Origin of the sequence: Mycobacterium sp., from assembly GCF_029961025.1 — a bacterium.
Classification (GTDB): domain Bacteria; phylum Actinomycetota; class Actinomycetes; order Mycobacteriales; family Mycobacteriaceae; genus Mycobacterium.
The window spans coordinates 12,524-32,179 of sequence record NZ_JASBVP010000016.1 but is presented as its reverse complement, the minus strand read 5'-3'; the positions used below and the strand labels follow the sequence as shown (position 1 = coordinate 32,179).

Below are 19,656 nucleotides of genomic sequence, written 5' to 3'. Positions count from 1 at the left end.
GCCGCTCGGCGGTTGGCTGCTAGCCGCAACGAGTCGGCGCACCGCTGCCGACGTGCAGCAGCTGCCCGGTGAGGTGGCGAGCCGCGGGGGAGGTCAGAAACAGCGCCAATCGGGCGATCTCCACGGTGACCGGCGGCGGGACCCGGGACAGCCCCTGGTATCCGGGCTGGGTGCTGCGCCCACCCGCGATCGCGTTGACGCTGATGCCGCGGGCACCGAAAACGCCCGCCTGCCCGGCGATCCAGTTCGCCAGCGCGGCTTTGGCCGCGGCCTGGGCGCTGCCCGCCGGGGCGTTCTCGGGAACCACCGCGAGGATCGAGCCACCGGAGCGCAAGTGATCGCCCACGATTTGTGTGGTCAACACCGCCGACAGCACCGTCTCGTCCAGCGCATGCCGCCATGTGCCAGCCAGATCCGCAACGGACGCAGCGGAATAACCGCGCGGGTCGCCGGTGTCCCAGCGCGACGGGGGCACATTGACAAGGGTGTCCAAATGCCGCGGGAACAGCCCGTGAGCTGCGGTGAGGCTGACCGGGTCGGTGGTGTCGCAGACGATCGCCTCCACATCAAGCTCCTTGGCGGCGATTTCGAGGTCGTCGCGGCGCGCGCCCATCAGCGTCACCGCGTGGCCGGCATCGCGAAAGCGTTCGGCGACGGAGCGTCCCAGCTCGGTATCTCCGCCGGTGACCAGCACCTCCATTGCCATGACCTCCTTGTCGTCGACACCGCCCGACCGGTCTGCGGCGAACCTGCCGAGACCCGGCGCCCGGGGTTTGGACGTGCGGCGGCAGCAATCGCCGTAGATGTTACTGGACGGTAGCTAGTGATGGAACTCCGGGCCGACACGACGCGCCCATCATTTGGATAACTATTCGGCCGTAACGCGGGAGCCGGGCCGCACCGTTTCGGGCTGGCACCGTGATTGCGCCGGGAGCGAGCCGGTTCCGGGCCACCGGCCGCCCCGTCGCGGCGGCATCAGTGTGGCGTGACCGGCGGATCAGCGGTCCATAGCATTCACATTCACTCTCCATAGCATTCACATCGTCAGCAAGGCGCACTTGCGTCACGGACGTAACACGGTAGGTTTTTCGACATGGAGCACGCGGACCCGAACCCCAGGAGTCGCAAGGGTTCCTGGGTAGCGCTGGCGATCGCGGCGGTCGGCGGCGCTGTGGCCGTCGCGTCACCGGCCACCCCAGCGATCGCGGATCCCACGGCCCCGGCGCCGGGAACCACGACCGCGTCGCCTTCGCCGGCCCCCAATGCAGCGCCGGACGCCGCCCCGGGGCCGGTCGATCCCAATGCGCCCCCGCCTCCGGCCGACCCGAACGCGGTCCCGCCGCCGGTCGAAGCGAACGCGCCGGACGCCGGCCGGGTCGACAACCCACCGGGCGGATTCAGCTTCGTCATCCCTGCCGGCTGGGTGGAGTCAGATGCAACCCACCTGGACTATGGCTCGGCGCTGTTGAGTAAGCAAATCGGACCGGCCCAGCCCGGGCAGCCCCCGCCGGTCGCCAACGACACCCGGATTGTGCTCGGTCGGCTGGACCAGCGGCTCTACGCCAGCGCCGAACCCGACAACGCGAAGGCTGCGACCCGGCTGGCGTCCGACATGGGGGAGTTCTTCATGCCCTACCCCGGCACCCGGATAAACCAGGAGAGCACCCCGCTGAAAGCCAACGGGATGGCGGGCAGTGCGTCCTACTACGAGGTCAAGTTCAGTGACACCAGCAAGCCGAACGGCCAGATCTGGGCGGGTGTCGTCGGCTCCACCGCCCCCAATGCGGCTACCGCCTCGCCCCCGCAGCGCTGGTTTGTGGTGTGGCTGGGCACCGCGAACGACCCGGTGGACAAGCCGGCGGCGGTGACCCTGGCCCAGTCGGTGCGGCCCTGGGCGCCACCACCGGCGCCGCCGGCGCCGCCACCCGCGGCACCGGCCCCGGGTGCTCCGCCGCCGGGCCCGACACCCGCGGGGCAACCGCCCGCAGGAGCCCCCGCGGCCGCGCCCGCTTCACAGACGACCCGGGCGGCCTAAAGGCCTAAAGGCCTTAAGGGTGTCGGCGCCACGGCCTTTGTCCACCGCCGTGGCGTTGCTCCGGCGAGCCAGATGTCAGGCCGAGTGGTTGCGCACCACGCGTCGCCGAGGGGCACTATGAGGGCATGGTCGTGGGGTCGATGAAAGCGACGATGAGTGCGTGGCGGGTTCGCACGCCCGGCCCGATGGAGACCCACCCGCTTGAGCGGATCAGCACCGAGGTCCCGCGTCCTGGCCCCGCCGAGCTGTTGGTGGCCGTGCACGCATGCGGGGTGTGTCGCACCGATTTGCACGTGACCGAGGGTGACCTACCGGTGCACCGCGCGGGGGTGATACCCGGGCACGAGGTGGTGGGGGAAGTCGTCGAAGTCGGTGTCGACGCCGGCGATGGGTTCGCGGTGGGGGACCGGGTCGGCATCGCCTGGCTGCGATACACCTGCGGGGTGTGCACCTACTGTCGACGCGGCAGCGAGAACCTGTGCCCGCAGTCCCGCTACACCGGCTGGGACGCCGACGGTGGCTACGCCGAATTCGCCACCGTCCCAGCCGCTTACGCGCACCACCTGCCAAACGGCTACAGCGACAGCGAGCTGGCGCCGTTGCTGTGTGCCGGGATCATCGGATACCGCTCGCTGCTGCGCGCCGAGCTACCGCCCGGCGGTCGGCTGGGGATCTACGGATTCGGGGGCAGCGCGCACATCACCGCGCAGGTCGCGGTGGCGCAAGGCGCCGAGGTCCACGTGATGACCCGGGGGGCGAAAGCCCGCGAATTGGCGTTAGAGCTGGGTGCCGCATCGGCCCAGGGGGCCGCCGACCCGCCTCCGGTGCCGCTGGACTCGGCGATTCTCTTCGCCCCGGTCGGTGATCTGGTGCTGCCCGCGCTGGAGGCGTTAGACCGCGGTGGCACGTTGTCGATCGCCGGAATTCACCTCACCGATATCCCGGGGCTCAACTATCAACGACACCTGTTCCAGGAGCGCCAGATTCGTTCGGTGACGTCAAACACCCGCGCCGACGCCCGGGCTTTCCTGGAGTTCGCCGACCGGCACCGCATCCGGGTCACCACCGTGGAGTACCCGCTCGAACAGGCGGACCGGGCGCTGTCCGACCTTTCCGCCGGCCGTATTGCCGGCGCTGCGGTGCTGCAGGTGTCGCGAGCCGGCTGAGCCACGGCAGCCCAACATTCAGGGTCGTCGATAAGGTCACCGCGGGGACGGCTCAAGCGGACCCGTCAGGTGGTAACTTGCCACACTACGGCGGCCGCCAACGCGCCCAAGCCGTTGCACGACCAGTGCAACGCAATCGGCGCGATCAGGCTGCCGCTGCGACGGCGCAGCCAGCTGAACACCAACCCGGCCGCCCCGGTGACTACCACGGCCAGCAGCACACCGGCCAGCATGCCGACAACACCGCCGCCGAACAGCCGAGTTAAACCGACGTTGCTGCTGGTCAGGCCCAACGACGTCGCGATGTGCCAAAGGCCGAACAGCAGCGAGCCCCCCAACGCGACACCGCGAAATCCCCAGGCCCGCTGCAGCACGCCCTGCAGCGCACCGCGGAATACCAGTTCCTCTGGGATGACGGTTTGCAGCGGGATGATGAGCGTCGAAGCGATCAGCGCCCCGGAGGTCGTGGCGTAGCGAAGGTTCATGAACAACGGCCGGGTCAGCGGCAGTAACGCACCGACAGCAACCGCCGACGCGACGATGCCCACCGCGGCCAGCGCGTAGGCCACCCCGGATTTCCAGTGTTCACGGCCGAGGCCCAGCTCGGCCCACTCGAGGCCAGTGCGCCGCAGCAGAATCACCAGGCCAGTAGCGGCCACCGGCACCGCCACAATACCCGCCCAGGCGGTGGTGAAGTGGGCGATCAGATTCGTTAGCACCAGCACCGCCACGACGACGGCGATGTCGAGATGAACCCGGAATCGGTGCGGCAGAAATGACGGCGAGGCCAGTGGCCGCAGTCCGCGCGCCCCGGTCGATTCACTGGACATTTACCGTGAGTCTACCCGCGCTGCTCGCATCACCGCGTTGGCCGCCCGGCGCCGGGATGCCCGGACGCGGCCTGCCACCGGGCGACTCGAGGGATGTTAGGTTCGACAATGCGTCGCACGATCACCGGAATGCGTCGCACGATCACCGGCGTCGGTAACCGATCGCGAAAGGTGCCGCAATGCCCGTCGATCCCCGGACCCCGGTGTTGATCGGCTACGGCCAAATCAACCAGCGCGACGACACGGATGGCCTTGAGCCCGTCGACCTGATGGCGGCGGCCGCGCGGGAAGCCGCCCCCTCCCGGGTGCTGGAGGCCGTCGACAGCATCCGGGTGGTGAACTTACTTTCGGCGCACTACCGCGACCCCGGACTGCTGCTCGCCGAGCGCATCGGCGCCGATGATCCCGACACCACCTACAGCGGCATCGGCGGCAACGTGCCGCAGTCACTGGTCAACCAGGCCTGCCTGGACATCCGGACCGGGCGGGCCGGGGTGGTGCTTATTGCCGGCGGGGAAACCTGGCGCACCGCAACACGACTGCGTACCCGGGGGGGCACCCTGAGGTGGACACACCAGGACGAGTCCGTTCCGATGGCCCGCGTCGTGCAGGACAATGTCCCGCTGGCCGGCCCGGCCGAGTTGCGGATCGGGCTGGACCGGCCGGCGTACGTCTACCCGATCTTCGAGCAGGCGCTGCGGATCGCCGCCGGCGAGCCGATGGAGGATCACCGGCGGCGCATCGGTGAACTGTGGGCACGGTTTAACCGCGTCGCCGTGAACAATCCGCACGCCTGGATCCGCACACCCGTCAGCGCCGACGAGATCTGGCGGCCCAGCCCGCAGAACCGGATGATCAGCTGGCCCTACACCAAGCTGATGACCTCCAACAGCATGGTCGATCAGGCCGCGGCGCTGATCCTGACGTCCGTTGGGCAAGCGGCCCGCCTTAAAATCCCCGACGAGCGCTGGGTCTACCCGCACGCGGGCACCGACGCCCATGACACCTACGCCGTCGCCGAGCGGGCCGACCTGCATCGCTCGCCCGCCATCCGCATCGCCGGCGCCCGGGCGTTGGCACTGGCGGGTGTTGGCATCGACGACATCGACTACGCCGACCTGTACTCGTGCTTTCCGTCCGCCGTGCAGGTGGCCGCCGCCGAACTTGGGCTGCCGATCGACGATCCCGCCCGCCCGCTGACGGTGACCGGCGGACTGACCTTCGCCGGCGGTCCATGGAGCAACTACGTCACGCATGCCATCGCCACCATGGCCGAGCTGCTGGTGGCCAACCCCGGTCGGCGCGGGTTGGTCACCGCCAACGGCGGTTACCTGACCAAACACAGCTTCGGTGTGTACGCCACCGAGCCGCCGTCGGAATTTCGCTGGGAAAATCCGCAGCCGCTGATCGACCGGATTCCCGCACGGGAGGCGGCGATCGAATGGGAGGGTGTCGGCACCGTCGAGGCCTGGACCACCCCGTTCGACCGGGACGGGCGGCCGGAAAAGGCGTTCCTGGCCGTCCGCACACCCGCGGACTCACGCACCCTGGCGCTGATCGCCGACCCCACGGCGGCCGAGATGACCGTGCACGAGGACATCGCCGGCGCCAAGGTCGCGGTCCGCGCGGACGGCACCGCGACCTTGGGGTGTTAGCTCCGCCACACGGCCGGCGGAGAACATCCCGCGACCCGATGGTGTTTTACAGGCGTGTCAAAACTTTCAGACAAACCGCGCCGCCACGCCTATTGTCGGGATAGGCACCGGGTGAGGCGGGTGACGCTGTGCGGATCCTAGTGACGGGGGTCAGCGGAGCGCTCGGGCGTGCCGTCGCACGACGGCTGGTCGCGGCCGGTCATGTGGTCACCGGGATCGCGACGCGCCCGGATGGCCGGCTGCCGCCCGAGGTTTCGTTCGTGTGCGCGCCGCTGAGTGATCCGGTAGTACAGGTTTTGGCCGACGAGGCCGACACGGTGATTCATCTTGCTCCGATCGAGGCCGACGCGCCCGATTGCGCCGGCATCAGCGGTGTGGTGCACATCACCGATGCGGCGGCCCGCGCGGGCGCCCGGCTGCTGTTCGTGTCCCACGCCGCCGGGCAGCCCCGGCTGTACCGGGAGGCCGAATCGCTGGTGTCCACCGGCTGGGGGCCCAGCCTGATCGTGCGACTCGCGCCGCCGGTGGGCCGCCAGGTCGACTGGATGGTGGCCCGCACGGTGGCGAGTTTGCTGCGGTCCAAGGCCTCGGTGCAGCCGGTGCGGCTGGTGCACCTGGACGACCTGGTGCGCTTCCTGGCGGTCGCGGTGGCCACCGACCACACCGGTGTCGTCGATTTCGCAAGCCCGGACACCATCAACACGATTACCGCGTGGCGGCTCCTGCACCCGGTCGGTCGGCGGTGGGCGCCCGCTCGGGCGCATCGCGTTCAATCCTGGGCCCAGCTGACACCCGAGATGGATCTCACCGCGGTGCAAGAGGAGTGGATGTTCGAATTCGGTTGGTCGGCAACCGAGGCGGTTGCCGACACCGCGCGCGGGCTGGCCGGACGCCGACTCCGCGCAACCGGTGCCGCCGATCTGACCGGTCGGCTGTCGCTGCCGGTCGAGTCTCGACCGCGGCTAGAGCCCCGCGATGGCACACCCCTGCAGTGCGCCGCGCCGGACGGCCTGGAGGGCGAGTTCGACGACCGAATCGATCCGCGGTTTCCGGTTTTCGCCGCGGCCTGCCTCACCGAGGCGTTCCCCGGGCCGCTGACCCCGCTGACACTCGACATCCAGCTGGGCGGGCTGCGGGCGGCCGCCCGGGCGATTGGCCAGGTGATGATGCTCGACAGCGTGGTGGCCGGTGAGTGGGAAAGCCGGGCCATCGCGGTGTTCGGGCATCGACCGTACGTGGGGGTGTCCGCCAACGCGCTCGCCGCCGCCCAGTTGCCCGGCTGGGACCGGCACGCCGTCGCCACGCAGGCCACCGGTGGAAAGCTCCGCGGACCCGACCTGCTGCCGTTAGGCCGGCCACCGCTGGCGGGCGGGCCGTTCGGGTCGGCGGCCAAGTCACTGGCCCTGGCACGGTCGGTGGCGAGGTTGCGTCACCTCAAGGCCGACACGCAGGCCTACCGGGCGGCCGCGGTGAGCGAGCACCTCGAGCCGGCGCAGCTGGCCGGGTTGTCGGACGCCGGCCTGGAGGTGCGGATCGGGTTGCTGCGTGACCGGATCCATCAGGGGTGGTGTCTCACGGCGCTGTGGCTGATCGACACCGGTGTCACCGCGGTGATGCGCGAGCACACCCGTGCGGGTGGTACCGGCAGCGTGTCCGGGATGGGTGAGATTGTGCAGACCGGCGCAATTGCGGCAAAAGTGACCCCGCTGGCGGAGATGCTGCGCGCCGATCCACGATTGCGCGAGGCGGCGCGTGACGGCGACCTCAACCGTTTTTGCGCGTCGTCCGACATGGCTGCCCTCGCTTTGCGGTCGGCCGTTGCCGGGCTCGCTCATCGCGGGCCGGGCGAAGCGGAGCTGGCCAACCCGACATTCGGTGACGACCCGGCGATATTGCTCAAAACCGTCGCGGCCGCCGCGGCCGGCTCGCCGGCCGCGGGCCCGCCAAGCGGCGCATCTCCGCGGTCCGAGGGCTGGACGGCCCCTGGCCGTTCGCCCCGGGAGCTGGTCTACGACACCACCATGCGATTCACCCATGAACTTCGGATGGCGGTGCGTGAGCTGGGATCTCGACGGGTCCGTGCGGACTTCATCGATACCGTCGATGATGTCTACTACCTCACCGGTGACGAGCTGGTGGCCATGCCGTCCGACGCCCGGCTGCGCGTCAAACGCCGGCGCGCGGAACGGGAACGCTTGCAGGCACTGCGACTGCCCGACGTTATCGATCACGCTTGGCTGCCCGTGGTGCTCAGCCCTGCCGGTTCGCTGCCCGAAATGGCCGGCTAGACCACGGCTAGATCCGTGGTTCCAGATCGCTACCGCGAGCGATACCGGCTGCGCGCCGTGGCCGGACCGACGGCCTGTGCCGGGCTCGCGGAGGAATCCGGTGCGCAGGTCCTCCTTTCCGGCCGATCTGTCATTGCTCCGGCCGGCAGGGAGGCCGCCGGTAGGGCCGTGGTCCGGTCAGCTCAACAATCGGCGCAACGTCAACGCATTGCGGACGGCGTGGCCGTGCACATCGTTGTTGAAATACACCCAGACATCGCGGCCCTCGCCGGCCCAGCCGGCGATCCGATCGGCCCAGCACCGCAGCTCACCCGGCGAATACGACCCCGCGTACAACGTGTCCGGGTCCGGGCCGTGCATCCGGACATACACCAGGTCGGTGGTGGCGCGCGGGATGCACGCCAGGCCGGCACCGCTCATCACCACGTAGGCGGCGCGGTACCGCTCCAGCAGCCGGTACACCCCGGGATTGTTCCACGAGGGATGCCGCAACTCCACGGCGATGCGGATCCAGGCCGGCAGGAGGGCCAGAAGGGCTTCCAGACGAGCCTGGGACACCCGGTCGCGGTGCTGTCCGGGATGCAGCTGAGCCAGCAGCACCCCGTGGTGATCGCCCAATGCCTGCCAACAGCGCCGAAACCGCTCCACCCACGGTTCGGGTGAGGCCAGTCGGCGGTAATGTGTCAGCCCGCGATGCGCCTTGACCGACATGGTGAACCCGTCCGGCAGTTGCTCGCGCCACCCGGCGAAGGTCGCATCCCGGGGCCAACGGTAAAAACTGGCGTTGAGCTCCACCGTGTCGAAAACCTCGGCATACCGGGCCAACCGGCGCGCCGCCGGCAGCCCCGGCGGGTAGAGCACCCCCGTCCAGTGGTCATAGGACCAGCCGGAGGTGCCGATTCGTACGCTCACCGCCGGTCAACCGGTCACCTGACGGCGCACCTTGACGTCCAGCGAGAACCTCACCAATGCGGCAGCGAGGCGCGAGTTAGCCTGCGGCGCAAGCGACCCCAGTTCTCCCGGTTCGGTGGGCAGACCGAGTTCCCCGGCCGCGGCGAGGGCGCGCTCGTCGAAATAGGGCCGCACCCAAGTCCACACGTCTTGAACCTCTCGCAGGAAGATCGCAGCCCCGGTGTCGCCGATTCCGTTGAACCGCTTGAGCATGCGGGTCGCCGCCCGCACGTCGTGCCCGCTGCGCCGCGCGATGTCACGCAGATCACCGGAGTACTCGTCACAGACCCGGTGGGCCATGCCGGTCAGCCGGGTGGCCGAGCTTTCGTCATAGCGGACGTAGTGGGCTCGGCCGAACGCGTCGATGATGGCCTGCCGGTCGGCGGCCAACACCGATTTCGGAGTGCGCAAACCCGCCTTGAACAGCTCCCGGGCGGCGTGCACAGCGACCGCAGCGCTGATCGGCTTGCTGGCCAGCATGCACAGCACCAACAGTTGAAACAGCGGCATCGGGGTGTTTTTGATCCGGATTCCCGCCTCCATCGCGTACGTGGTGCCGGCTACGTCAAGCAGCCGTTTGACCAGTTGCTCGCGCTCGCCCATGGCCCCGGAACCTATCCGCTACGCCGTTTCACCGACCAAGCCGGTCAATGGGCTCACGTGGTGGCGTCCCTGCGGCTCGCCGATGTCCGCCGGCGGCACCCGCAACGGTGTCACTCCAGATCGACCCGAATGGTCAGCAGGTCGGTGCCCAGCACACGGACCCCCGCGCTGTTGAGTCTGGGCAGGCTCTCTAGCCGCTGCCGTGGATCGTCATCGGGCAATAGATGCGCGGTTCCGCTGCGCCATCGGCCGTGCACGCGTACCCGCACCGCCGGGTTGGCTTTGATGTTGCGGACGTAATCGGAGTGCTCGCCATGTTCGGAGACCATCCAAAACTGGTTGCCGACGACACGGCCGCCGACGGGGGTGCGCCGTGGCCGACCGGTCTTGCGGCCAATGGTTTCCAGCATCGTCACCGGCAGTTGCCGGCCCACCGGATTGATCACCAGACGTTGCACGCGATGGACGACGCGACGTTTCAGGTGCCGTAGATCTGCCATGCGGTGATTGTCCTCCCCGGACACCTCGGCCATGGCATGTTCGCCCGACACCGGCCCTGGATCATCACCCATTGCCCGTCCGCGGGTGGCCACCGATGGCCCGGGGAGGGTGATCCGGGCGGCTGAATCACCGGCCGGGATCGCCGAGTCGAGGTGTCCGTATCGGGATCAGCCGCCGCAGCTGGGTCACCTGCTTGGGCGTCAGCTCCTGCAGGCAGGTGACGCCGAGCAGCCGCATGGTCCGGCCGAGCTGACCCGAGAGGATCTCGATGGCGCGGCGCACGCCGGCCTCACCACCGGCCATCAGTCCGTACAGGTAGGCCCGCCCGACCAGGGTGAAGCGCGCCCCCAAGGCGATGGCGGCGACGATGTCGGCGCCGGACATGATGCCGGTGTCGAGCAGGATCTCGGTGTCTTTGCCCAGGTCGGCGGCCACCGAAGGCAGCAGGTGAAACGGCACCGGGGCCCGATCGAGCTGGCGGCCGCCGTGATTGGACAACACGATGCCGTCGGCGCCGGCATCCACGGCGGCACGGGCATCCTCGAGAGTCTGGATGCCCTTGACGACGAGCTTGCCGGGCCACTGAGATTTGATCCAGACCAGGTCCGCGAAGGTGAGACTGGGGTCGAACATGGTGTCCAGATACTCGGCCACGGTGCCCGGCCAACGGTCCAGCGACGCGAACGCCAGGGGCTCGGTTGTCAGCACGTCAAACCACCAGCGCGGCCGGGACAGCACGTCGAGCACGGTGCGCGGCGTCAACGCGGGCGGGATCGTCATCCCGTTGCGGGCGTCTCGTAACCGTGCGCCGGCGACCGGAACGTCGACGGTGACCAGCAGGGTGTCGAACCCCGCGCTGGCGGCCCGGCGCACCAACGCCATCGATCGGTCCCGATCGCGCCACATGTAGAGCTGAAACCATTTGCGGCCCATAGGAATGGCTGAAGCCACGTCTTCGATGGAGGCGGTGCCCAAAGTGGACAGCGAAAACGGAATCCCCGCCGCGGCGGCGGCCCGCGCACCGGCGATCTCGCCCTCGGTGTGCATCAGCCGGGTAAACCCGGTCGGCGCGATCCCGAACGGCAACGCGACGGATTGCCCGAGGACCTCCCATCCGGTGCGTACTTGGCTGACATCGCGCAGGATCATCGGGTGGAACTCGATGTCGCGGAAAGCCTGCCGGGCGCGCTGCAGGGCCAGCTCGTCCTCGGCGGCGCCGTCGGCGTAGTCGAATGCGGCCTTCGGGGTCCGACGGCGGGCGATGCGCCGCAGGTCCTGGATGGTCAAAGCGGTCTGTAGGCGTCGCGCGGTGCGGTTCAGTCGGGGCTTACGGAACCCGATCAGCGGCGCGAGATCCCGGGCCCTCGGGACCCGCCGTTTGACCGCGCTCATGACCGGCCCGATGCACGCTTGCCATCCACGCCGGCCATTTAAGCAGCCGGGTGCCATCGCGCGCACGGCGCCTCACGGCCGGAACCTGGCCGCATAGAGGGCCTTCAGCTCGTCCTGCAGGGTTGGCGCCGGGCCGTCGACCACGGCGCCGGGTGCGACCGTGGTGATCGGCAACGGTGCCACCGGCGGCGGCGGCAGCCGCCATTCCGCGAGCCAGCGGTGGAGCTGAGCCGCTGATGTCGCGTACACGATGCGGCCGAGGCCGACCCATGCGTGGGCGGCGGCGCACATCGGGCAGTGCTCGCAGGACGTGTAGACGGTCGTGCGATTGCGGTCGGCGGGGGCCAGATGCGCTGCCGCCCACCGAGCTATGGCCAACTCGGGGTGCCGGGTGAGATCACCGGTCCCGGACCGGTTGCGGTCCTCGTAGAGGATCCGGGCATCGGGGCCGACCAGGATCGAACCGAACGGCGCATCCCCGTTGTCCAGCGCGATACGCGCCAGCACGACACAACGGCGCAGATGCGCAAGGTCGGCCTCGTTGAGAGCCACAGCCCACAAGGTAGCGCGTTCGGCCGGCTATCGATGCCCGCCCAAGCGTCATCAAGCCGACTTTTTAAGCTCCTCGGCGGCGTCGATGGTCGGCTCACCCTGACGCCAGTTGCAGGCACACAGCTCGCCGGACTGCAGCGCGTCGAGCACCCGCAGCACCTCGTCGACGTTGCGGCCCACCGAATCGGGGGTCGCCGAAACGAATTGGATCACGTTGTCGGGGTCGACGATGAAGGTCACCCGGTCGGCGACACCCTGGTCGTTGAGCACCCCGGTAGCCGTGACCAGCTCCCGCTTGATGTCCGAGAGCATCGGAAACGGCAGGTTTTTGAGATCGGGGTGCTGGGCACGCCAGTGGAAGTGCACGAATTCGCTGTCCACGGAGACGCCCAGAACCTGTGCGTCCCGGTCTGCGAATGCGTCGTTGAGTTGGCCGAACGTGGCGATCTCGGTCGGGCACACGAAGGTGAAGTCTTTCGGCCAAAAGAAAATTATCCGCCACTTGCCCGGATAATCGTCACTACTGATTGTGGTGAAGTAATCTCCGGGCTGCGCAGCACCGATCTTCGACAGGTCGCCGGGCCGCAGCGCAACGAGCCGATAGGTTGGGAACTGATCACCGATGGTGAGTAGTGGCATGCTGCTCCTTGGGTTCCGATCTGTCTACGCTGGCCTCCATCTTGCCTGGAAATCACTCACAAGTAAACGTGATATTTCCCACTACACTAATAGGTATGGCCGATAGAACTTATCAACCCACGATTGCCGGCCTGCGGGCGTTCGCAGCGGTCGCGGAGAAACACAACTTCAGCAGTGCGGCAACCGCTCTGGGGGTGAGTCAGTCGACGTTGTCGCAGGCCTTGACCGCTCTGGAAACCGGCCTCGGCATCAGGCTGATCGAACGGTCGACGCGACGGGTGTTCTTGACCGCGGAGGGCAGGCGGCTGCTGCCACACGCCCAAGCGGTGGTCGAGGCGGTGGCCGGTTTCACCGCCGCGGCGGCCGGAACATCCGACCCGCTGCACGGCAGCATGCGTTTGGGGCTGATCCCGACGGTGGCGCCCTATGTGCTGCCGACGGTGCTGGCGGGATTGGCCGATCAGTTACCCGATTTGACGTTGCGGGTCATCGAGGACCAAACGGACCGCCTGCTCACCGCACTGCGCGAAGGGGCGCTGGATGCCGCGCTGATCGCCCTGCCGGCGGGCACCGGCGGAGTCACCGAGATCCCCATCTATGACGAGGATTTCGTGCTGGTGCTGCCCCCCGGGCATTCGTTATCGGGCAAACGGCGGGTACCGCCGGCCGCGCTGGCGCAGCTGCCCCTGCTGTTGCTCGATGAAGGCCACTGCCTGCGTGATCAGGCCCTGGATGTCTGCCGCAAGGCGGGGGTACGCGCCACGGTGGCTAACACCCGGGCGGCGTCTTTGGCGACCGCTGTGCAATGTGTGGCCGGCGGGCTCGGGGTGACGCTGATCCCGCAGAGCGCGGTCCCCGTCGAGGCAGCGCGCAGCCGCCTGGGTCTGGCCTGCTTTGCCGCACCCCGGCCGGGCCGACGCATCGGGCTGGTGTTTCGCTCTTCCAGCGGTCGCGAGGCACCCTACCGGAAACTTGCCCGGCTCATCGGCGAGTTAGTCAGCCGGGACCGAGACGTGCGCCCCGTCGGCCCGTAAGTGCAAGTTCGACGGACCCTCACGCTGGCGCGCACCGTGACTCGGCGTGACGGCCCGCGTGCGGCGGCGCACCGGCGGCGATGATTGCCCGCAGGGTACGCCGGCACCGCCCGCAGTCGGCGCCGGCACCGCACGCCTCGGCGATCTCTTTGGATGTCGATGCGCCGCGAGCGACGATCTCCGACACCGTCTGAGTCGTCGCGCCGACACACAGACACACGTACATCAGCACCGTCCCTCTAGGCTCGCTTCCGTAGCGCCCACCACAGCCACACCATCGGGAGTGTCTGAGCGAGTCTCTTAGAGCAGTCTAACCTAAGTACCTCCGAGGTGGGTGGCCCGCCGTCGCGCTACCCCGCGCCCGGGTCGGGCGGCGCGCCCATCGTCGTCGCCTTGTCGGGCCCGTTCGGCTTTCCGGCGGCCGATACCCGGTCGGTGCCCCAGCCGGTTTAGCAGCCGGTCTAGATTGAACTCGGCAGGCTGGGCGGTTCTCGCGATCGGGCCGCACGTGGCTGGCTAGCATCGCGTTACACGCTCGACAGCTTCAATCACCGAAGGAGTGACCATGCAAGGCGACCCGGATGTGCTACGCCTGCTCAACGAGCAATTGACCAGTGAGCTGACCGCCATCAACCAATACTTTTTGCACTCCAAGATGCAGGAGAACTGGGGTTTTACCGAGCTGGCGGCGCGCACCCGCGCGGAGGCTTTCGACGAGATGCGGCACGCCGAAATGGTCACCGACCGGATACTCTTGCTCGATGGCTTGCCGAATTATCAGCGCCTCGGGTCGCTGCGCGTCGGCCAAACGCTGCGCGAACAATTCGAGAGCGATCTCGCGATCGAATTCGACGTGATGAACCGCCTGAAACCGGGGATCATCCTGTGCCGGGAAAGACAAGACAGCACCAGCGCACAGCTTTTGGAAAAGATCGTCGCCGACGAGGAAGGCCACATCGATTACCTGCAAACCCAGCTGGAATTGATGGACAAACTGGGCGAGCAGCTCTATGCGGCCCAGTGTGTAGCCCGGCCGCCGACGACCTGAGCCCGGCCGGCCAGAGCGGTAACGCGACATCCGCGTCGCAACACCACCTGCCCTGCACAATGGTGCCATGACCGTCGCGCCGCTGGCCGCCGCAGCGATCGCTCAATTGGAGGCCGAGGGGGTCGACGTCGTCATCGGCACAGTCGTCAATCCCGCGGGACTCACGCAAGCCAAGGCCGTGCCGATACGCCGGACCAACACATTTGCCTACCCCGGGTTGGGTGTCAGTCCTGTCTGGAATGCGTTCGCCATCGACCAAAGCGGCATCGCCTTCGCCGACGACATCGGTGTCGTCGGCGATTACCGCGTCCGCATCGATCTGTCCGCACTGCGGATCATCGGTGACGGATTAGCCTGGGCTCCGGGCTCTTTCTTCGAACAAGACGGCACCCCGCTTCCGGTGTGCAGCCGCGGCACCCTGGGCCGGATCGAGGCTGCGCTGGCCGACGCCGGCCTGCATGCGGTTGTCGGGCATGAAATCGAGTTCCTCCTCGTCAATCCCGACGGCAGCCGGCTGCCGTCGACGCTGTGGGCGCAGTACGGTTTGGCCGGGATGCTCGAGCACGAGGCCTTCGTTCGTGATGTCACCGCCTCGGCCACGGTCGCGGGTCTGGGGATCGAACAGTTTCATCCCGAGTATGGCGCCAACCAGTTTGAGATTTCGTTGACACCACAACCGCCGGTTGCCGCCGCCGACCAGCTGGTGCTGACCCGCATCATCATCGGCCGTGTTGCCCGCCGTTACGGGCTGCGCGTCAGCCTGTCACCTGCGCCCTTTATCGACAGTGTCGGATCCGGTGCCCATCAACACTTTTCGCTGACCACTTCGGAAGGGCCCCTGTTCTCGGGAGGAACAGGCGCACGAGGTATGACATCGACGGGCGAAAGCGCCATAGCGGGCGTGCTTGCCGGTTTGCCCGAAGCGCAGGGCATCTTATGCGGATCGATTGTGTCCGGCCTGCGGATGCGCCCCAGCAATTGGGCGGGAGCCTATGCGTGCTGGGGGGCCGAAAACCGCGAGGCCGCGTTGCGATTCGTCAGTGGCGGTCCCGGAAGTCCTTACGGCGGCAATGTTGAGGTGAAGGTAGTCGATCCGTCGGCCAATCCGTACTTCGCATCGGCTGCGATCCTCGGGCTGGCACTGGACGGAATTAAGCGCCAGGCTAGCCTGCCGCCGGAGACGACGGTGGATCCGGCGGAGCTTTCCGATCGGGATCGCGACCATGCCAAGATTGTGCAACTGACAAATAATCAAACTGAAATGATTGCCGCACTGGATAATTCGCATGTAATGCGGGCTATTTTAGGTGATCCTGCGGTGAACGCTCTGGTGGCGGTCCGGCGTTTGGAGCACGAACGCTACGGCGAGCTCAGTCCCGAACAACTGGTTGAGAAGTTTCGCATGGCCTGGAGTGTGTGACCATTATCGGCCCGGCTGGCTCCGCCCTGGCGCATCACCTCGCCGATGTGCAGCTGATCGATCAGCATGCGCATGGCTGCTGGCTGACGTCCGGGGACCGCAAGCGCTTTGAGAACGCCCTGAATGAGGCCAACACCGAACCGCTTGCCGAATTCGACACCGGATTCGACTCCCAACTCGGTTTCGCCGTGCGGGCTCACTGTGCCCCGGTCCTGGGATTGCCTAAGCATGCCGATCCCCAGGACTACTGGGAACGCCGCTGCCAGCTCGCCGAGACGGAGCTGGCCAGCCGGTTTTTGCGCGGCGCGGGTGTCACCGACTGGCTGGTGGACACCGGGATCGACGGGGTGGCCGGAGTTGCCGAACTCGGTGAGTTGTCCGGGTGCCGCGTTCATGAGGTGGTTCGCCTCGAGCAGGTAGCCGAGCAGGCCGCTCAGGCACCGGGCGACTACGCCTCGGCGTTCACGGAGATCCTGCACCGGCGCACCGCCACCGCCGTGGCCACCAAGTCCGTCCTGGCGTATCGGGGGGGATTCGAGGGTGATCTGAGCGAGCCGTCGGTGTCCGAGGTGGCCGACGCCGCCGGTCGGTGGCGTGACGCGGGCGGTGTCCGGCTGCGGGATCGCGTCCTGCTGCGTTTCGGCTTACATCAGGCGCTGCGGCTGGATAAGCCACTGCAATTGCATGTCGGCTTCGGCGACCGCGACTGTGACCTACACAAAGCCAATCCGCTGTACTTGCTGGATTTCCTGCGCAAGTCGGGGAACACCCCGATCGTGTTGCTGCACTGCTACCCCTATGAACGCGAGGCCGGCTATCTGGCTCAGGCTTTCAACAACGTCTATCTTGACGGCGGGCTGTCCCTCAGCCATCTGGGGGCTCGCGGGCCGGCGTTCCTCGCCAGAATGCTGGAGCTGGCGCCCTTCCGCAAGATCGTGTACTCATCCGATGGCTTCGGGCCCGCCGAACTGCACTTCCTGGGCGCGACGCTGTGGCGCAACGGCCTGTATCGGGTGCTGCGAGGCTTCGTCGATAACGGGGACTGGAGCCAGGCCGACGCCATCCGGGTGGCGAACCTCATCGCCCGTGACAACGCGGCGCGCATCTATCGCCTTGACACGGCCGGGCAATGACGTATCAGACCGCTTCGGCCGCCGGGCCCGTGCGGAGGCGATCATGTGCACCGCCCGGGGCGGGAGCAGCACCCCGGATCGTCTAGTCGGCGAACTCACTTGCCGGGCCGTTTTCGCCGTCCGGTAGGTCGTGCCGCACCACACGCACCGTGCCGCGGGGCAGGCAGGCGGCGTAGCCGTGGTACTTGCCGTAGAGTTCCCACGCGGTGACCCGGCGGTCCGGGGGCACGTCGATCCGGTGTCCGTCGGAGAACTCCAGATGCAGATCGCCACTGTCATACCAGACCACGCTGGTGCACGTCGTCCCGGCGAAGTCGAAGAGGGGGCGCTCCTCCACGGCGACGTCCCTGGGGTCGATCGTCACCACTTCGACGGGTGACGTGTCGGTCGCGGGCAAGGTGAGGCGCAGCGGCACCGAGATGACCAACTCGTTGTAGTCGTCGAAGTACAGGACCAGGCCGTCACGAAACATGATTCGCTGGACCGTGCAGCCCTCAAGCCACCGCTTTACCGTCTGTTCAGCCATGTCTTTAACTGTGACTGCAATAAGTCATGTGCACAAGAGCGGGCGTGGCCCGCGGCGGCTGGTGCACCCTTGTACGGACGGTCGATAGGGGTTAGCGTTTCGACGTCCGGTACCACGATCAAGACGGAGTGATCGCCATCGACACGCAGATCAATGACACCGCGCACGACGCCGAACGGTTCACCGCCGACCGAACCGTGGATGACGGCGAGGCACCGGTCATAGTCAGCTTGGTCGACGCCGCTATGCAGATGTTTACCGCCGCGATCGACACCTTGCCGGACGTCAGTGATCCGGAGTTTTCCGGACGCGCTGCTGTCATCTTGTCCGGACTGCGCAAGCTTCAAGCCGCGTTGACACGCGCGGCGTCGCGGGAAAGAGCAACGCCGTCGGTTATCGTGGCGCTCAGCGGGGTTCGAACTCGCTATGACGATCTGATGAGCATGGCGGCCTCGGCGCCCGGGGCCACCCTGGGCCAGCAACTCTATGTCGCGCGCCGGCGCGCCAAGCTGTCCGCCCAGGAAACCGCCAACGGCGCCGGTCTGCCGGCGGATTTGCTCGACGCCATCGAGGCTGACGAAATCCCGACTGCAGACGAGGCAGCCCGCATCCGGGAACTCATCGCGGCTTTGGGCGGCTAGCCCCGGCTAGCCCCAATGCCGGGACCGCTGAGTCGACAGCCGGGCCCATGTCGGGCGAGATTCCGCCGGCCAGGATCCAGAGTTAGCCTGGAGTCGACTGTGAGGTCGGCATGCGTGGGACGCTGATGTCGGTGCTGCGTGAACCCGTGGCGAACCGCCACCACCACGGGGCAGCGCTGCGCTCGCCCGGGATCCGGGTGGTCACCGCCGCCGCGCTTCTGGTGTCGCTGGCGTTGGGGGGAGCGGTGGTCTCGATCGGCCGACTGCATTCGTCGCCGACGGACTTTCTCGACCACCCCGCCAACCCGGTGAGTGACGCCGCTAGCGAGGCTCAAGTTGTCGAGCCGGCCAGGGAGATAGTCGCCTTCGCCCGGCTGCAGACGCCGACGGCCGGTTATCTGTTGATGTCGTGCAAGAACCGCGACGACCCTCCATATCAGGGCGCCGTCTACCTGAACTTCCGGCTGCCCACGGGGACCAGCGACGACACCTTCTTCCGAAACGTGATGGCGACGATGCTTGCGCACGGCTGGCGCGAGGGTCGTCCGCCCACCCGGCAACCGCTCGGTGGCACCCTGTACAAAGACGGTGTCACCGCCATCCTCTATCGCAGCAGCGACGACGCCACCGTGGGGATTATCCGCCTCTACGGTCAGTGCCGGAACACCGGCAACCACCGCAACGACACCACCGGCTGGGTCGACATCACCGAGCGGCTCTATCACAGCTAAGGTGGGTCCGGTCCGGTGGGCTTCGCGGCTTAGCCGCGGACCCACCGGGGAGCGGGCACCGCTATCCGCTGTGGCTGTGCTGAGCGGTGGCGTGCTCGGCGCCTACCCGAGACCGCGCCCGCTGGTCGAATTCCTCCAACTCGGCGGGGGTGAGGACGAGCGCATCCGGTCCGGGAAACACCGTTGTTTCGTGGCCGCTGGAGGCCCACCGCACTACATAGGGTGGCGATCCGTCGGCCGACCGCACCTCGGTGATCACTCCGCGCTGCTCCGGACGTTCAACCGTCGTACCCTTGATCACCAGCCAATCGCCAACATGGGCCTTCATCGCCCCTCCTTTCCGTCACTTCTCTACCGATTGTGCTCGTCGAGCAGCGGTTGGGAAAGGGACCGCGGTGAGCGACTCCGGATCAATTCCGGGCCGAGCAGCCACCCGCCCCGGCCCGGCATCGGCGGCCATCAGCAAGGCCACATCCCGGCCGCCGCTACCGCAATTGGGTCATGGGTCGGA

Annotated in this window: 21 protein-coding genes; 10 read left to right on the top strand and 11 right to left on the bottom strand. The window is 67.7% G+C overall.

The features are described 5' to 3' along the window. Positions 1-19: 19 nt before the first annotated feature. Complete coding sequence (locus tag QJR12_RS16340; RefSeq protein ID WP_300584338.1) at positions 20-706, bottom strand: SDR family oxidoreductase; 687 nt, start codon at positions 704-706, stop codon at positions 20-22. Positions 707-1,093: 387 nt separating this feature from the next. Between QJR12_RS16340 and QJR12_RS16335 the strand changes: the two genes are divergently transcribed. Together QJR12_RS16335 and QJR12_RS16330 are read left to right on the top strand one after the other, a co-directional pair. Next, on the top strand, positions 1,094-2,035 hold the full coding sequence (locus QJR12_RS16335; RefSeq protein WP_300584336.1) for an APA family fibronectin-binding glycoprotein: 942 nt from the start codon (positions 1,094-1,096) through the stop codon (positions 2,033-2,035). A gap of 140 nt (positions 2,036-2,175) precedes the next feature. Further along, the gene (locus QJR12_RS16330; protein WP_366526320.1) at positions 2,176-3,201 is read left to right on the top strand and encodes a zinc-binding alcohol dehydrogenase family protein; all 1,026 of its coding nucleotides are present in this window, start codon (positions 2,176-2,178) and stop codon (positions 3,199-3,201) included. A 65-nt stretch (positions 3,202-3,266) separates the two neighbouring features. On the opposite strand, the gene QJR12_RS16325 is transcribed toward QJR12_RS16330, so the two are convergent. Beyond that, entirely contained in the window at positions 3,267-4,031 is a 765-nt protein-coding gene (locus QJR12_RS16325) for a CPBP family intramembrane glutamic endopeptidase (protein ID WP_300584332.1), read from the bottom strand. A 179-nt stretch (positions 4,032-4,210) separates the two neighbouring features. Between QJR12_RS16325 and QJR12_RS16320 the strand changes: the two genes are divergently transcribed. Together QJR12_RS16320 and QJR12_RS16315 are read left to right on the top strand one after the other, a co-directional pair. Beyond that, positions 4,211-5,686: an acetyl-CoA acetyltransferase gene (locus QJR12_RS16320; RefSeq protein ID WP_300584330.1), complete on the top strand. Its 1,476-nt coding sequence runs from the start codon at positions 4,211-4,213 to the stop codon at positions 5,684-5,686. A gap of 128 nt (positions 5,687-5,814) precedes the next feature. Then, positions 5,815-7,974, top strand: a complete 2,160-nt coding sequence (locus QJR12_RS16315; protein ID WP_300584328.1) for an NAD-dependent epimerase/dehydratase family protein — start codon at positions 5,815-5,817, stop codon at positions 7,972-7,974. A 177-nt stretch (positions 7,975-8,151) separates the two neighbouring features. On the opposite strand, the gene QJR12_RS16310 is transcribed toward QJR12_RS16315, so the two are convergent. The 6 genes from QJR12_RS16310 to QJR12_RS16285 all read right to left on the bottom strand — a co-directional run bounded on the left by QJR12_RS16310 (position 8,152) and on the right by QJR12_RS16285 (position 12,612). Further along, positions 8,152-8,886 (bottom strand): DUF72 domain-containing protein, encoded by a 735-nt coding sequence (locus QJR12_RS16310; RefSeq protein WP_300584326.1) that lies wholly within the window; start codon positions 8,884-8,886, stop codon positions 8,152-8,154. A 6-nt stretch (positions 8,887-8,892) separates the two neighbouring features. Then, complete coding sequence (locus QJR12_RS16305; protein WP_300584324.1) at positions 8,893-9,528, bottom strand: endonuclease; 636 nt, start codon at positions 9,526-9,528, stop codon at positions 8,893-8,895. 110 nt (positions 9,529-9,638) lie between these two features. Next, on the bottom strand, positions 9,639-10,028 hold the full coding sequence (locus QJR12_RS16300; protein WP_300584406.1) for a nitroreductase family deazaflavin-dependent oxidoreductase: 390 nt from the start codon (positions 10,026-10,028) through the stop codon (positions 9,639-9,641). A gap of 127 nt (positions 10,029-10,155) precedes the next feature. Further along, positions 10,156-11,421, bottom strand: a complete 1,266-nt coding sequence (locus QJR12_RS16295; RefSeq protein WP_300584322.1) for an alpha-hydroxy acid oxidase — start codon at positions 11,419-11,421, stop codon at positions 10,156-10,158. Between the two features lie 72 nt (positions 11,422-11,493). After that, on the bottom strand, positions 11,494-11,973 hold the full coding sequence (locus QJR12_RS16290; protein WP_300584321.1) for a nucleoside deaminase: 480 nt from the start codon (positions 11,971-11,973) through the stop codon (positions 11,494-11,496). A 51-nt stretch (positions 11,974-12,024) separates the two neighbouring features. Then, positions 12,025-12,612 (bottom strand): peroxiredoxin, encoded by a 588-nt coding sequence (locus QJR12_RS16285; RefSeq protein WP_300584319.1) that lies wholly within the window; start codon positions 12,610-12,612, stop codon positions 12,025-12,027. Between the two features lie 95 nt (positions 12,613-12,707). On the opposite strand from QJR12_RS16285, the gene QJR12_RS16280 reads away from it, so the two are divergent. Continuing rightward, positions 12,708-13,646, top strand: coding sequence for a hydrogen peroxide-inducible genes activator (locus tag QJR12_RS16280; RefSeq protein ID WP_300584317.1), 939 nt, complete (start codon positions 12,708-12,710; stop codon positions 13,644-13,646). A gap of 19 nt (positions 13,647-13,665) precedes the next feature. On the opposite strand, the gene QJR12_RS16275 is transcribed toward QJR12_RS16280, so the two are convergent. Then, entirely contained in the window at positions 13,666-13,872 is a 207-nt protein-coding gene (locus QJR12_RS16275) for a (2Fe-2S)-binding protein (protein WP_300584315.1), read from the bottom strand. Between the two features lie 339 nt (positions 13,873-14,211). Between QJR12_RS16275 and bfr the strand changes: the two genes are divergently transcribed. The 3 genes from bfr to QJR12_RS16260 all read left to right on the top strand — a co-directional run bounded on the left by bfr (position 14,212) and on the right by QJR12_RS16260 (position 17,247). Beyond that, positions 14,212-14,694 carry a bacterioferritin gene (gene bfr / locus QJR12_RS16270; protein ID WP_300584313.1) on the top strand — a complete coding sequence of 161 codons (483 nt, stop codon included), beginning with the start codon at positions 14,212-14,214 and terminating at the stop codon, positions 14,692-14,694. 67 nt (positions 14,695-14,761) lie between these two features. Continuing rightward, positions 14,762-16,114, top strand: coding sequence for a glutamine synthetase family protein (locus QJR12_RS16265; protein WP_300584312.1), 1,353 nt, complete (start codon positions 14,762-14,764; stop codon positions 16,112-16,114). Between the two features lie 2 nt (positions 16,115-16,116). Beyond that, positions 16,117-17,247, top strand: a complete 1,131-nt coding sequence (locus QJR12_RS16260) for an amidohydrolase family protein (protein ID WP_300584404.1) — start codon at positions 16,117-16,119, stop codon at positions 17,245-17,247. Positions 17,248-17,329: 82 nt separating this feature from the next. Here QJR12_RS16260 and QJR12_RS16255 read toward each other — a convergent pair whose 3' ends face one another. Next, a complete protein-coding gene (locus tag QJR12_RS16255; protein ID WP_300584310.1) occupies positions 17,330-17,773 on the bottom strand; it encodes a DUF6188 family protein in 444 nt (147 codons plus the stop codon). A 251-nt stretch (positions 17,774-18,024) separates the two neighbouring features. Here QJR12_RS16255 and QJR12_RS16250 point away from each other — a divergent pair, with 251 nt between their 5' ends. Together QJR12_RS16250 and QJR12_RS16245 are read left to right on the top strand one after the other, a co-directional pair. Beyond that, entirely contained in the window at positions 18,025-18,414 is a 390-nt protein-coding gene (locus QJR12_RS16250) for a hypothetical protein (RefSeq protein WP_300584402.1), read from the top strand. 110 nt (positions 18,415-18,524) lie between these two features. Beyond that, entirely contained in the window at positions 18,525-19,145 is a 621-nt protein-coding gene (locus QJR12_RS16245; protein WP_300584308.1) for a hypothetical protein, read from the top strand. A gap of 61 nt (positions 19,146-19,206) precedes the next feature. On the opposite strand, the gene QJR12_RS16240 is transcribed toward QJR12_RS16245, so the two are convergent. Then, complete coding sequence (locus QJR12_RS16240; protein ID WP_300584306.1) at positions 19,207-19,473, bottom strand: DUF1918 domain-containing protein; 267 nt, start codon at positions 19,471-19,473, stop codon at positions 19,207-19,209. Positions 19,474-19,656: the final 183 nt, after the last annotated feature.